The organism is Rhizobium sp. CB3090, assembly GCF_029714285.1.
Lineage (GTDB): Bacteria > Pseudomonadota > Alphaproteobacteria > Rhizobiales > Rhizobiaceae > Rhizobium.
Genome location: NZ_CP121663.1, coordinates 1,074,874 through 1,087,058, shown reverse-complemented (window position 1 = coordinate 1,087,058; position 12,185 = coordinate 1,074,874). Strand labels below are relative to the sequence as shown.

General features: G+C 57.8%; 14 protein-coding genes. 8 read left to right on the top strand and 6 right to left on the bottom strand.

Annotated elements, in window-relative coordinates; translation table 11 throughout:
• Positions 1-31: 31 nt before the first annotated feature.
• Both QA646_RS23735 and QA646_RS23730 read left to right on the top strand, forming a co-directional pair.
• Positions 32-499, top strand: a complete 468-nt coding sequence (locus QA646_RS23735) for a DoxX family protein (RefSeq protein WP_283060548.1) — start codon at positions 32-34, stop codon at positions 497-499.
• A 101-nt stretch (positions 500-600) separates the two neighbouring features.
• Positions 601-1,056 carry a DCC1-like thiol-disulfide oxidoreductase family protein gene (locus tag QA646_RS23730; protein ID WP_283059193.1) on the top strand — a complete coding sequence of 152 codons (456 nt, stop codon included), beginning with the start codon at positions 601-603 and terminating at the stop codon, positions 1,054-1,056.
• A gap of 68 nt (positions 1,057-1,124) precedes the next feature.
• On the opposite strand, the gene QA646_RS23725 is transcribed toward QA646_RS23730, so the two are convergent.
• The 3 genes from QA646_RS23725 to QA646_RS23715 all read right to left on the bottom strand — a co-directional run bounded on the left by QA646_RS23725 (position 1,125) and on the right by QA646_RS23715 (position 3,409).
• A complete protein-coding gene (locus tag QA646_RS23725; RefSeq protein WP_283059192.1) occupies positions 1,125-2,129 on the bottom strand; it encodes an inorganic phosphate transporter in 1,005 nt (334 codons plus the stop codon).
• Complete coding sequence (locus QA646_RS23720) at positions 2,129-2,746, bottom strand: DUF47 family protein (protein WP_283060546.1); 618 nt, start codon at positions 2,744-2,746, stop codon at positions 2,129-2,131. The genes QA646_RS23725 and QA646_RS23720 overlap by 1 nt, the downstream gene beginning before the upstream one ends.
• 267 nt (positions 2,747-3,013) lie before the next feature.
• Positions 3,014-3,409: a hypothetical protein gene (locus QA646_RS23715; protein ID WP_283059191.1), complete on the bottom strand. Its 396-nt coding sequence runs from the start codon at positions 3,407-3,409 to the stop codon at positions 3,014-3,016.
• A 537-nt stretch (positions 3,410-3,946) separates the two neighbouring features.
• Here QA646_RS23715 and QA646_RS23710 point away from each other — a divergent pair.
• Positions 3,947-4,417, top strand: coding sequence for a hypothetical protein (locus QA646_RS23710; RefSeq protein WP_283059190.1), 471 nt, complete (start codon positions 3,947-3,949; stop codon positions 4,415-4,417).
• A 196-nt stretch (positions 4,418-4,613) separates the two neighbouring features.
• Here QA646_RS23710 and QA646_RS23705 read toward each other — a convergent pair whose 3' ends face one another.
• A complete protein-coding gene (locus QA646_RS23705; protein WP_283059189.1) occupies positions 4,614-5,261 on the bottom strand; it encodes a response regulator transcription factor in 648 nt (215 codons plus the stop codon).
• Positions 5,258-6,682, bottom strand: coding sequence for a sensor histidine kinase (locus QA646_RS23700; RefSeq protein WP_283059188.1), 1,425 nt, complete (start codon positions 6,680-6,682; stop codon positions 5,258-5,260). The genes QA646_RS23705 and QA646_RS23700 overlap by 4 nt, the downstream gene beginning before the upstream one ends.
• A gap of 305 nt (positions 6,683-6,987) precedes the next feature.
• On the opposite strand from QA646_RS23700, the gene QA646_RS23695 reads away from it, so the two are divergent.
• Positions 6,988-7,686, top strand: a complete 699-nt coding sequence (locus QA646_RS23695; RefSeq protein WP_283059187.1) for a hypothetical protein — start codon at positions 6,988-6,990, stop codon at positions 7,684-7,686.
• Between the two features lie 342 nt (positions 7,687-8,028).
• Positions 8,029-8,742: a sterol desaturase family protein gene (locus QA646_RS23690; RefSeq protein ID WP_283059186.1), complete on the top strand. Its 714-nt coding sequence runs from the start codon at positions 8,029-8,031 to the stop codon at positions 8,740-8,742.
• A 67-nt stretch (positions 8,743-8,809) separates the two neighbouring features.
• Here the strand turns inward: QA646_RS23690 and hutC are convergent, their stop codons facing one another.
• Positions 8,810-9,565 (bottom strand): histidine utilization repressor, encoded by a 756-nt coding sequence (hutC, locus tag QA646_RS23685; protein WP_283059185.1) that lies wholly within the window; start codon positions 9,563-9,565, stop codon positions 8,810-8,812.
• Positions 9,566-9,758: 193 nt separating this feature from the next.
• Here hutC and QA646_RS23680 point away from each other — a divergent pair, with 193 nt between their 5' ends.
• From QA646_RS23680 to QA646_RS23670, 3 genes are all read left to right on the top strand, one after another.
• Positions 9,759-10,604 carry a transporter substrate-binding domain-containing protein gene (locus tag QA646_RS23680; protein WP_283059184.1) on the top strand — a complete coding sequence of 282 codons (846 nt, stop codon included), beginning with the start codon at positions 9,759-9,761 and terminating at the stop codon, positions 10,602-10,604.
• A gap of 117 nt (positions 10,605-10,721) precedes the next feature.
• Positions 10,722-11,444, top strand: a complete 723-nt coding sequence (locus QA646_RS23675) for an ABC transporter permease subunit (protein WP_283059183.1) — start codon at positions 10,722-10,724, stop codon at positions 11,442-11,444.
• A gap of 9 nt (positions 11,445-11,453) precedes the next feature.
• Positions 11,454-12,158, top strand: a complete 705-nt coding sequence (locus QA646_RS23670; protein ID WP_283059182.1) for an ABC transporter permease subunit — start codon at positions 11,454-11,456, stop codon at positions 12,156-12,158.
• The last annotated feature ends 27 nt before the right edge of the window (positions 12,159-12,185 follow it).

Below are 12,185 nucleotides of genomic sequence, written 5' to 3'. Positions count from 1 at the left end.
ATTGGTCGAAAAGGCAAGCCGGCTGGTGCAGATGATTGCTCAGCCATCCCTCGTGCAACTCGTCCTTCGTGTCGGCTTGGCCGTGCCATTTTGGCGTTCCGGCATCCTCAAATGGGATGGATTCCTGCAGTTGAGCGATACGGCGGTCGAGCTCTTCACGAGCGAATTCATGTTGCATCTTCCGGGTGGGCCATATCCCTTTCCCGCGCCAGCGGTGATGGCATTTCTGTCGGGTTCAGGGGAGGTCGTATTTTCGATGCTTCTGGTGCTCGGCCTTGCCACGCGCTTTGCCGCGACCGGTCTTCTCGTCATGACCGCTGTCGTGGAGCTGACCGTTCCCGATGGATGGCCCGTTCATATCACCTGGGCGGCGATGGCGCTCGGTATCATGGCCTGGGGGCCTGGACGTTTGTCCTTGGACTATCTCCTCCGACGGTTTTTGGGGTTGGAGGCACAGTTACGGACGACCTCGTCTGCAGAAAGTGGCCGCAGGGCGTGAGTTGCTGGCTCTCGCCGAAATGACGTGTGCCTGACGGCTCCAACTTTCGCTTGACGCAAAACGTATCGCGACATTCACTCCGCTTCGGAGATATGCTGCCAATGACCGAACTTGCTTCATACAGTTTCAGAAATGACCCGAACGTGCCGTCTCACGATCATGACAAGGGTCTTATCGTTTTGGACCACGAGTGCATTTTCTGCTCCTCATTCATCCGTTTTGTCTTCGCCCACGACCCTTCCGGCCGTTTCCTGTTCACGGCCGCGCAGTCTCCGCTTGGACAGGCGCTTTATCGGCACTATGGCCTCTGTACGACGGACTTTTCGACCAATCTGGTGATCGTGGACGGCATCCTGCACACGAAAATGGATGCGTTTGCCACCGCCATGCGGTGTCTCGGCTTTCCTTGGAGCCTGCTTGCGGTGGTGAACCTGATGCCGCGGCGGATTGCTAATGCGGCATATGATCTGATCGCCAAAAACAGATACCGCATTTTCGGAAGATACGAGACCTGCCTTATGCCATCCAAGGAATTGAGAGCGCGCATTATCGAGTAGCATTGCCGGAGCGATTAGCCTTGCCGAGATGGTAGAGCCGGAAGACGCGGTTCTGGCGCACTCGGTTCCTACCCCACCCAGTTGGTGGTCCAATAGGTCAGAGCTGAGATGAAGGCTGCGGCGGGCAGGGTTATGACCCATGCGACGACGATGTTGCCTGCCAATCCCCATCGCACCGCCGAGACGCGCCGTGCGGCGCCGACGCCGATGATTGCACCCGTGATCGTATGGGTGGTGGAGACGGGAATGCCGAGCCATGTCGCGGCAAACAAGGTCAGCGCACCGCCCGTCTCGGCGCAGAAGCCCTGCATTGGATTGAGCCTGGTGATCTTCGAACCCATCGTGTGCACGATCCGCCAACCGCCGAGGAGCGTGCCGAGCGCCATTGCGGATTGGCAGGACAAGACGACCCAGAGAGGTACATGGAATTGCGCTCCGGTATGGCCCTGGGAGTAGAGCAGAACTGCGATGATCCCCATCGTTTTCTGCGCATCGTTACCGCCGTGCCCGAGGGAATAGAGGGAGGCGGAGACGAACTGCAGCACGCGGAAAACGCTGTCGACAGCGAAGGGTGTCTGGCGAACGAATATCCATGTCACGCAAAGAACGAGGAAAAGTGCGAGCAGGAAGCCCAACAGTGGCGACATAACGATGGCGCCGGCCGTCTTCAGCAGGCCTGACCAGACGATGGAACTTACGCCTGTCTTGGCCAATCCGGCGCCGACGAGACCGCCGACCAGCGCGTGCGAGGAGCTTGACGGAATGCCGAAGATCCAGGTCACGATATTCCAGACGATCGCGCCCACCAGGGCAGCAAAGATGACCTGCGGCGTAACGATGCCTGGATCGATTATACCGGTGCCGAGAGTTTCGGCGACGTGTAGCCCGAAGAATAGAAAGGCGATGAAATTGAAGAATGCGGCCCACAACACCGCGTATTGAGGCCGCAAGACCCGGGTCGACACAATGGTAGCGATCGAATTGGCGGCATCGTGCAAGCCATTCAGAAAGTCGAAAAACAATGCCACGGCGATGAGACCGGCCAGCAGCGGAAGCGCGAGGGTAGCCTCCATCAGACGTTCTCGATCACGATGCCACTGATTTCGTTGGCCACGTCCTCGAAGCGGTCGACGACCTTCTCCAGCTCGCCATAAATCTCGCTGCCGATGATGTAGGCCATCGGGTTCGTCCCGCCATGTCGGCGAAAGAGATCCTTCAGCCCTTGTTCGTGCAATTCATCGGAACGACCTTCGACCTTGACGACCTCCTCCGTGAGCGCACTCAGACGGGAAGAGTTGGCCCCTATCCGATTGAGGAGCGGAACTGCCTCGGCCACCAGCTTGGCGGCCTGAACGATCACGCCGCCCATCTCTTGCATGCCTGGATCAAAACTGGTTTGTTCGAACAACCGAATTGTCTTGACCGTCTTGTGCATCATGTCGATCGCATCGTCCATCGACATGATCAGATCCTTGATGTCGCCGCGGTCGAAGGGCGTGATGAAGCTGCGCCGAATCGCAAGCAGGACCTCGCGGGTGATATCATCCGCCTCGTTTTCGAGCTCAACGATTCGCTGACAATGCCGCTCGGTATCCTTGCCCGAAAGCAACTCGTTCAGAGCTTCTGCCGCGCCGACGATCGTGCGGGAATGCCGGGCAAAAAGATCAAAAAAGCGATCTTCCCTCGGCATCAATCTACGAAACCAATTCAATAGCAGCGCTCCAAAACACTTTAATGTCGTAAATCTGTCATAAATGACGGAGCAGGCGATGAAAAGACGATGCGCCATTCAAAACGCGTTCGCTATTGTACATGACTCGGATGGTGGAGGCTTTCGGGCTAAAGCAGCAACGAGCCGATGAAGCCCTCGATAAAGGTCAGGGCACATCCCATCCATCAGCTCGATGTTGCCGAGGTAAGACCATGTGCAGGTCTTCGGGCCGTACTGCGATCGAAGCTACAAGGATACGTGTCCGAAAGGGTTGCTCTCGATCGTTGTCGGCTGGGATGCTGCGGCGGGATGCATTGGGGTCAGGGATGCGTCGACGGCGTGCGATGCCGAAGGGCAATGCTGCAATTCGATGGCGAGAAGCGCCACGGCCTCCGCCAGTGCCTTCTCCGCATCGGTAAATGCAAGTGTCGAACCTGCCTCTCTCGCATGGCCATATAGTTCGGCGGATGCCATGATGCGCTCGGCGAGATAATGACACTCTGGGGTCGCCTCGACAAAGCTCAGGGAGATACGGAGGTTCATCGCCACCTGAAGGACGAAAGCCGCGGCTGAGAAATCGACAACGGCGCCGGGTGGCGTCGTCTGATCCAGATACATCTTCCACTGCGTTTTCATTTTCATGCCTTTCGCATCAGGCCAGCTCGAAATGAACCGGAAGAGCTGGCGGCAATTTCCATGCCGGCGCTCGTCCGGGCACGTTGGAGAGCGCCACGCGCACTCTGCGTCGCTTCCGCGACTGCGTTCAAAACAAGTGAACCGTAGAGCGCATCTACGAGAGAATCCCCCATCCCCATCTGCAGCCGGGCGTGACGAGAGACGTTTATCTTCGCGCCTCTGTCCGATGCACCGGCTATTTCCAGGTAGTAGTAAGGGCAGGTTGGGCGCTCTTTCAATGGCGCTTTTTGTGGTTGAGGCTTCAGTCGATTCCGCCTTGCGACTTTTGTCCGACGATGAGCCGGACCAAAGTCTTAGCCCCAAATTGCAAAAGTCCCGGTTGGATGTTTTTGGCTAGACAAAGGTTGACGGCTGTGCCTCAGAAACGATCTGGTATCGTTGCGGAAAGGTTGTTTTGGTGACAAGACCGAACGGTTCTTCATACGGTGTCCGAACAGTCTTTCCGCGCAGTGATTGTATTTATGAGCGTCCAGGAGGCAAGCCATGTCTTTGCACGGAAAGTCGATCGCCGTTCTTCTCGGGGCCTCTTTTACGCTTGTGATTGTGGCAACGCCTTACACCGTCGAGATTCGTGGACATTCCTTCGGGCTTGTCGCGCAAACCGCCGATGCAAAAAGCGGAGGTAATGGAAATGGCGGAGGCAATGGCAACGGCGGGGGGAACGGCAACGGCGGTGGTAATGGCAATGGCGGAGGCAATAGCGGAAATGGCGGCAGCAATGGAAATGCCGGTGGAAACGGCAATGGCAAAGCCAACGGAAAAAGCGCCACGCAAAGCGACACGGACGACTCAGCCGATGCGAATGATGCGTCGATGACAGTGCGCCACGATGATGGCATGAGTGAAGAAATAACGAATGGACGTTATGTCATGAAGGACTCGCGAGGCCGCACCATCATCAATCGGAGTGCGACCACGGCCGATCAGCAGAGGCTGCGGTCCTTCCTCCATTAGAGCATGATCCCAAAAAGTGCGCAGCGGTTTTTGGATAAGATCATGCAAAATCAAAGAGATAGGGTGTGGTGACGATTCGAAGAAAAGTCATCATGCTCTAGCATCCGCTTTCAGGTGGGATCACCTGCAAGCGGATAAGATGCTCTGGATTCAAAAAATTCAGAGCGACCTTTGCGCGTTCAACTAAACGCACGCCCTAACCACGGTTGTCGAGAGCATCGCGAAAGGCCATTGCAGCCTCCGTTCGATTTGCAACACCCAGTTTCGTGAAAATCTGGGTCATATGGTGCTTTACCGTCTTTTCGTGGAGATCGAGCTTCAGACCGATGTGCTTGTTGCTCAAGCCGGCTGCAACGAGCTGAAGTACCTCGCTTTCCCGGCCTGTCAGGTCGCGAAGAAGATCCGCTTTTCGCAAGGAGGCATCGCCGTCGCCGGAAATCAGGCGAGCGGAAAGGGTAGGGGCGACATAGCTTTCTCCCGAGGCCACCGTGCGGAGGATCTCAGCCAGCGCTCTCGAGCCTACGCCCTTCAGCACATAACCCTTCGCCCCGTTCTTGAGAGCCGCCGTCACATCGTCGCTGGCTTCGGAGACTGTCAGCATCACGATCTTCTGATCGGGCACCCGCTCGAGGATCAGCGAAAGTGCGTCCAGGCCTCCACCAGGCATCGAGATATCCAACAACAAAACGTCCGGACGCTCGTCATCGGCTATGCGAATCGCATCTTCCTTCGTGCTGCCTTCGCCAACGATCGCAAAGCCCTCGATCTCGCCAAGGCTGCGAATGACTCCTTCCCGGAACAGCGGATGATCATCGACCACTGCCAGACTGATTACCTTCATCATATCTGCTCCATCTCCATTGGGTTCAGCGACATTTGAACCACGGTGCCGTCTCTGGACGACTTTAATTCGAAAACGCCACCGAGACTTTCCACACGCTCTCTCAGGCCAGCCAAACCGATACTGCTTGGCGGTATATAGGCCGGATCGAAGCCGGGGCCTTCGTCCGATACCGCGATCGTGATCTGTCCGCCGTCGATAGTTTGTCTTACCCGCTGCGCTGCACCTTCACCGTGACGGTAGCCGTTGTTCAGTGCTTCCTGAACGAAGCGGTATATACATATCTTGGCGGATGTCGAAAGCTCTTGCGTCGTGTCGGAAACGGATAAGCCGACCGTGACGCCGGTTCGTTGCTCATGGGCGCGGACGGCGCGCTGCAGTAGTTCGGTCAGGTTCGCCGACTCGATGTGCGGCAGCACCAGTCCGCTGCAGATGCTTCTGATGTCTGCCATCGCATCATCAAGGCTTGATTTGATTGCGGCAAGCGACTGTTCTCTTTCCTGCGCCGGCGTGGCTGGATTGACTAGTGCCTCGCTGTCCAATCGCAATGATGCATAGGCAACGAGCTGGGCGGGTCCGTCATGCAGATCGGCGCCGATGCGCCGTAGATAGCTCTCGTTGAGGGCGGCGGTGCGTTGTGACGCTCTTTGAACGCGGGCTCGCAAAATCTCGTTCTGCTGCAGAAGCGACGATAGCTCGCCGATGCGCGCTTTCAGTGCGCGGCGCTGGCTTTCGATCGTCCGGCTTCCGCGAAGGACGATAATAGAAAGAACAAGAAAGAACGTCAGCGTGAACAAGGCAACAGCCATCCAGCTTCTGAAACGCACCTGGTTGAGGCTCCGCTCGAAGTCGTACGCCACCTCATAAAATTCGGAAACGGCCACGACTTTGCCTGACCAGGGCTGAAGGACGGGATTGTAAATCTCCAGAAGCGGCTTGCCGCTGTTGCGCTCGGCAATGCTTTCGACGTCGTCGAGCTGGTTGAACTGCGCCACCATCGTGCCTGCAAAGGCCGTCTTCAGATCATTGCTAAGCGGGAACTGCTTACCCATGAGCTTTTTGTCGTTGGAATAAAGAATGGTGCCGTCGCTGCGCCAGAGGCGAAACGACATGAGGCGGCTGCCAAGCGCGCCCTCACCGAGCGTTTCGTCGAGCGCGTGGGTCACCGTATCGTCCAGGACCTCGGTCTTCTGCATATCCGGAAGCAGGGGGGCGATAACGCTGTCGACATAAAGAGCGGTGCTGGCGGCGGAGTTGCGCGTGACGGCATCCTCGATGAGGTCGGTCACAAAGGCGCCGACGAGAAGCATCGCGCAGGCGGAAACGAAACCGCCGATCAGCAGAAATTGTTTCGCCAGCGATTGAGAATTCCAGCCGGCGAGTAAACGGACCGGCGACAGCATTGATTTAAGATTCATCTGCATGCCTGGCTACTTTCACCGATGGCCACCCTATACGCCATACCTATCGTAGCCGGGCGGCGCGTCAAATGGCGACTGGTTCTTATCACCGGCAGATCACAGGCTTGATGCAGACCAAACCGCTTCGAAACCGATGAGACTTTCGGCAACCTGCCATCGGCCTAAGGTCCGATCGCAGGCGGCATTGGTCTGACCCAGGTGGAAACTTTCTTTTTCAGCAATATTGTGGCGAACGACATAATTGCTCGTCCCGTGTCGTCGTCGCACGGCAGCGGAAGGGCGCACGTCTGGAATGAAAGGAAAAGCACATGAAATTCGGATCAGCCCTCGGAACGACCATGGTCGCCCTGACGCTAGCCGTCGCTCCCATCGGTGGCGCCGCCCTGGGTCTCGCTGGAATCGCATATGCCAAGGGCGGCAATGGAAACGGCAACGGTGGCGGCGGCAATGGCGGCGGCAACGGCAATGGCAACGGTAATGCTGGAAGCCACAGCAGCGCCAATTCGAGTCATGCTAAGTCCGACGACGCGGATTCGAGCGACACGGATGTGGATGCCGATGCGGATGTAGGCAACGCCAAGCGCACGACTCACGTCTCGAAGGCCGCGGCTGCCGACAAGAAGCTTGAGAAATCCAGCGTGACCAACGTCAGAACGCAGGCTGCGGAGCTTGGAAGCCTCAATTCTCTCAAGAGAAACTATCATGCCTATATGAATTCCAAGGATCCGAAGATGGCGGCCATCAGAGCCTATGTCATGGATTATGCCGAGTTCGAACTCAAGAATGGAACCAATGCTGTTCCGACGGACCCAGCCCTCAGCGACGAGGCACTGCGTTCGGCTCTGGCTCAGGAGTCTAAGACCGGCGTCGTGACAGACAAAACGCTGGCCGAGGCCAAGGACATCCTCGGCGTTGGCCCTGCCGTCGGAAAGATAGATCAGGTTCGCGATTCGCTGGAAAAATCGACTGCGGCGCCAACCGACGACGCAACAGACAGCGCTGATTGATTCACCGATGCGGCGGGTGTGAAAAGGCCCCCAACCGGAAGCACCCGCTGCTACGAGCGACCAACACGCCGCCAATCGTGTTGGTCGCTCTTTTGTTATCTGATGTAGCCGATATTGCCCGACCTTGGCGGCACGTCACTTGCTTGTCATTTTTTTAAGAGACATCTTATTCGGCATGCTTCTAAGCTGTTTCGCGATTGGCTGGTTTCAGCGCCGGGATCGCGGGCGAAATGGAGGGAAAGCGGCGTTAACCCTGTGCGAGCCGCTCTATCTCGGCCTTGAAGCGGCGTGCGCATAGGCTGTAAATCCCTTTCGATTTACCGCGTGTGTGCAAATATTGCAGTGCTTTCGCTTCTTTGCGCGTTCTCACAAACGGCGACAGAGGCATATGAATCGTTTTTGCCTGTAAAGAATGAAGAAGAATCTTATGACGAATCTTCGCAGTCAATGCAGCGAGCAAGCCACATGAGGCGCTCACTTTCGCGAAAACCAAATGCGATCGCTTATTATACGGATTTTGTCGTCTACCCGATCATCACTGTTGGACTGATCGCTGCCTATTTTGCTTGGGGCTATGATGGTCGGCCCTTGATATGGCTCGCCGCGATCGTGATCGGCACAGCCGCATGGACGCTAGTGGAATACCTCATCCATCGCTTCGTGCTGCATCATGTCGTCTATATACGCGATATGCATGTCCAGCATCACCACGCGCCGACCGAACTGATCGATACGCCGATCTGGCTCAGTCTGTTTTTCATGGTCGCGGCCGTGTTGTTGCCATCGTGGTGGGCTTTCGGCTTTGGCGTGGCGTCAGGCTTCACCGTCGGCATGACGCTTGGCTATCTCACTTACGGAACAATGCATCACGCCATGCATCACTGGCGGATTCCGCATGGCACCTACCTCTACCGCGCCAAGCGTTGGCATGCGCAGCATCATGCTTCCGCCGACGAAGGGAATTATGGTGTTTCGTCGCTTTTCTGGGATCACCTATTTGGCACGGTGCTGCCGGATCCGGCGATGAAGAGCAGGAGGAGGCGAGAGGGTGGCTGAGTGCGGCCGCTTCAAAGCGCTCCTCGCTTAAGCGCATGACCTTCCATATACAAGCTGATTAGTGTTTTTATTCCTCGAACATCTTGCCGCTGCGCGCTTCCAGCCGATACCGGTGTCCGGGATAGACGAGACGAGCGATGGAGACGACCTGTCGCGCCGACCAGGTACGTCGGCGGATGGCCAGGCAGGGTTCGGTCTTCAGAACCGTCAGGAGCTTGCATTCCCAAGGCTGTGGCATTGCGGCCTCGACGATGTGTTCCGAGCCGCTAAGTGGGGCCGCGGCCGTCAGATAGGCATTCGGCGTCAGTGTCGTGAAGTCCTGATCGAGATATTCGGGTGCTGCTTCCGGGTGAACGAAACGGTCCTCGATCTGCACTGGAACGCCGTTTTCGCTGTGGACGATCAGCGAATGGAAAACCGCCGCCCCGATCTCCAGCTCCAGCGCGTCGGCAACCTCGGGAGAGGCGGTTTCGCGGGCGAGAACGACGACGGAGGCTTCGTGGACATGGCCGCGCTCGGCGATCTCATCGGCGATGTTGCGCACCTCGAAAAGTGCCGAATAGCCTTTACGCTCCGCAACGAAGGAGCCCACGCCCTGGATGCGAACGAGTTCGCCTTCGTTGGCAAGCTCCCGCAGCGCCCGGTTGGCAGTCATCTTGCTGACGCCGAGTTCCACGACCAGCTCGTTTTCCGAGGGAACGCGATGCTTCGGCGGCCATTCGCCGCTGTGGATTCGATCCAGGATCATCTGCTTGACGCCGGCGTAAAGCGGGCCGGAGTCGTTGTCGGCCAGCTCACGTTTCCGATCGGTAGCGCGTTTCATTGCCTAATCCTTGTGCAGTCGCGAAATTCGCTTGTAAATCGACTTGGCACTTGCATAACATAAAATATCACATATGGTACCCTATACAACTATCCGATCGATGTGACCAGCGAATGAGAGTCACCGACCGGCAAGCCGGCGAAGACTGGTGTAGACAGAAATTGGCTATTTCGATCTCAAGAGGAGAACATCGATGAAGATCAGACATGCCCTTCTTTCCAGCGCCCTGGCGCTTGCTGTTCTCGCCGGCCCTGCGGCCCAGGCGAAGGACTGGAAAACCGTTACCATCACGCTCGAAGGTGCCTATGCGCCATGGAACCTCACCAACTCCGACGGTACGCTCGGCGGCTTCGAGCCGGAGCTGGCCAAGGTGCTGTGCGAGCGTGCCAAGGTCGAATGCAAGCTCGTGGCGTCCGATTGGGACGGCATGATCCCGGCTTTGAATGCCGGCAAGTTCGATGTGATCATGGATGCGCTGTCGATCACCGACGAGCGCAAGCAGGTCATCGACTTCACCGTTCCTTACGCCGCGACGCCGGCCGCTTTCGCGACGGCAAAGGACAGCCCGCTGGCCAACGCAGCCGGCACCGGGGCGACCGTCAAGATGACACCCGGCCAGACCGGCGTTAAGGAGATCGACGCGCTGAAGGCAGCCTTCAAGGGCAAGACCATCGGCATCCAGGCCGCTACCGTTTACGCCAAGTTCATCTACGACAACTTCGGCGACGTCGCGACGATCCGCGAGTACAAGACCGGCGCCGACCGTGACCTCGATCTGCAGAACGGCCGTATCGATCTCGGCTTCGACGATGCCGTTTATTTCCAGACGGCCTTCGATGCCGCCAACGGCGCGCTTGCCTTCACCGGCCCGCAAGTCGCCGGCCCGATCTGGGGCGTCGGCGAAGGCCTCGGCGTCCGCAAGTCTGACACGGACCTGCGCGACATGTTCAACGCGGCAATCAAGTCGGCACTGGCCGACGGCACCGTGAAGAACCTCTCGATGAAGTGGTTCAAGACGGACGTCTCTCCGCAGTCGTAATCGTTGGGCGGCGCTTCCGAATAGCGGGAGCGCCGGCTTTCGGCTTCAATGCCGATTCCCGCATGTTATGTTTGACTAATCAAGAAGACGGATCGCTCGGTACGGGGAACGAACGAGATGGCGATATTGCAATTGATCGGTTTCGGCTCGACCGGCTGGGGCGCTCTGCTTCTGTTCGGCGCGCTGATGACGCTGTGCGTCACTGCGGTCGCATTGGCGATCGGCGCCGTCTTCGGAGCCATCATCGCGGCGGCGAAGCTTTCCGGCAATATGGTCCTGAAAACGCTTGGAAACGTCTATACGACGGTTTTCCGCGGCGTACCGGAACTGCTCATCATCTATCTTATCTATTTCGGCGGATCGAGCGCGGTCACCAGCATCGGCAAGTCCTTCGGCTATGAAGGGTTTCTGGGCATGCCCTCCTTTGCGGCTGGCGCGCTTGCCGTCGGCATCATCTCCGGCGCCTATCAGGCGGAGGTATTCCGCGGCGCCTATCTCGCTATTTCCAAGGGCGAGCTTGAAGCTGCCTCGGCAATTGGAATGCACGGAGGCTTGAGATTTCGGCGCATCATCATGCCGCAGGTGCTGCGCTATGCTATTCCCGGCATGGGCAATGTCTGGCAGTTGAGCCTCAAGGATTCCGCGCTGATCTCGGTCACCGGCCTTGCCGAGCTGATGCGGACCAGCCAGGTCGCCGCCGGTTCGACGCGACAATATTTCCTGTTCTTCATCGTTGGCGGTGCGCTTTATCTCATCCTGACGAGCCTGTCGGATCGCATCTTCAACGGCGCCGAACGCCGCGCCAACCGCAGCATGCCCTCCGCAATGGGCCAGGCCTGAGGATCGATCATGGATTTCGCTTTTCTCGGACAGACGATGCTCACGCTGCTCGAAGCTCTGCCGACGACGCTGGCGTTGTTTTTCCTGTCGATCGCCATCGGCGGCGTTCTTGCGATCCTGATCGTCTGGATGCGGATCGGCGGCAATCCGGTCTTCACCGCCATCGCCAAGGGCTACATCTTTATCTTCCGCGGCTCGCCGCTGCTCATCCAGATGTTCCTCATCTTTTACGGGCTCGCCCAGTTCGGATTCATCCGCTATGGGCCTCTGTGGCCACTGCTGCGCGAGCCCTTCGTCTGCGCCGTACTGTCGCTGGCGCTCTGCACCGGCGGTTATACTGCGGAGATTTTCCGTGGCGGCATTCGCGCTGTCTCGCCGCGTGAAATCGAAGCGGCGCGTTCGATCGGCATGTCCGGTTTCCTGCTGGTGCGGCGCGTCCTGGCACCGATCGCCTTCCGTCACGCATTGCCCGCTTATTCGACTGAAATCGTATTGATGATGAAGTCGACGGCGCTCGCAAGTCTCGTCACCGTCTGGGAAGTGACCGGCGTCGCCCAGCGATTAATCTCGCATACCTACCGCACGATGGAGGTCTTCCTCTGCGCGGCCGCCATCTATCTCATCTTGAATTTCATCATTCTGCAGGCGCTCGGCCTGCTGGAATATCGTCTGTCCCGCCATCGTCGCGCCGTTCCGGCGGCGCTGAAGGCGTGAGGCAACTGGCCTAGATCTGGATTGGAG

Coding starts and splice junctions, on each gene's coding strand:
- QA646_RS23735 (WP_283060548.1), top strand. CDS start 32: ATGATTGCTCAGCCATCCCTCGTGCAACTCGTCCTTCGTGTCGGCTTG.
- QA646_RS23730 (WP_283059193.1), top strand. CDS start 601: ATGACCGAACTTGCTTCATACAGTTTCAGAAATGACCCGAACGTGCCG.
- QA646_RS23725 (WP_283059192.1), bottom strand. CDS start 2,129: ATGGAGGCTACCCTCGCGCTTCCGCTGCTGGCCGGTCTCATCGCCGTG.
- QA646_RS23720 (WP_283060546.1), bottom strand. CDS start 2,746: ATGCCGAGGGAAGATCGCTTTTTTGATCTTTTTGCCCGGCATTCCCGC.
- QA646_RS23715 (WP_283059191.1), bottom strand. CDS start 3,409: ATGAAAATGAAAACGCAGTGGAAGATGTATCTGGATCAGACGACGCCA.
- QA646_RS23710 (WP_283059190.1), top strand. CDS start 3,947: ATGTCTTTGCACGGAAAGTCGATCGCCGTTCTTCTCGGGGCCTCTTTT.
- QA646_RS23705 (WP_283059189.1), bottom strand. CDS start 5,261: ATGATGAAGGTAATCAGTCTGGCAGTGGTCGATGATCATCCGCTGTTC.
- QA646_RS23700 (WP_283059188.1), bottom strand. CDS start 6,682: ATGCAGATGAATCTTAAATCAATGCTGTCGCCGGTCCGTTTACTCGCC.
- QA646_RS23695 (WP_283059187.1), top strand. CDS start 6,988: ATGAAATTCGGATCAGCCCTCGGAACGACCATGGTCGCCCTGACGCTA.
- hutC (WP_283059185.1), bottom strand. CDS start 9,565: ATGAAACGCGCTACCGATCGGAAACGTGAGCTGGCCGACAACGACTCC.
- QA646_RS23680 (WP_283059184.1), top strand. CDS start 9,759: ATGAAGATCAGACATGCCCTTCTTTCCAGCGCCCTGGCGCTTGCTGTT.
- QA646_RS23675 (WP_283059183.1), top strand. CDS start 10,722: ATGGCGATATTGCAATTGATCGGTTTCGGCTCGACCGGCTGGGGCGCT.
- QA646_RS23670 (WP_283059182.1), top strand. CDS start 11,454: ATGGATTTCGCTTTTCTCGGACAGACGATGCTCACGCTGCTCGAAGCT.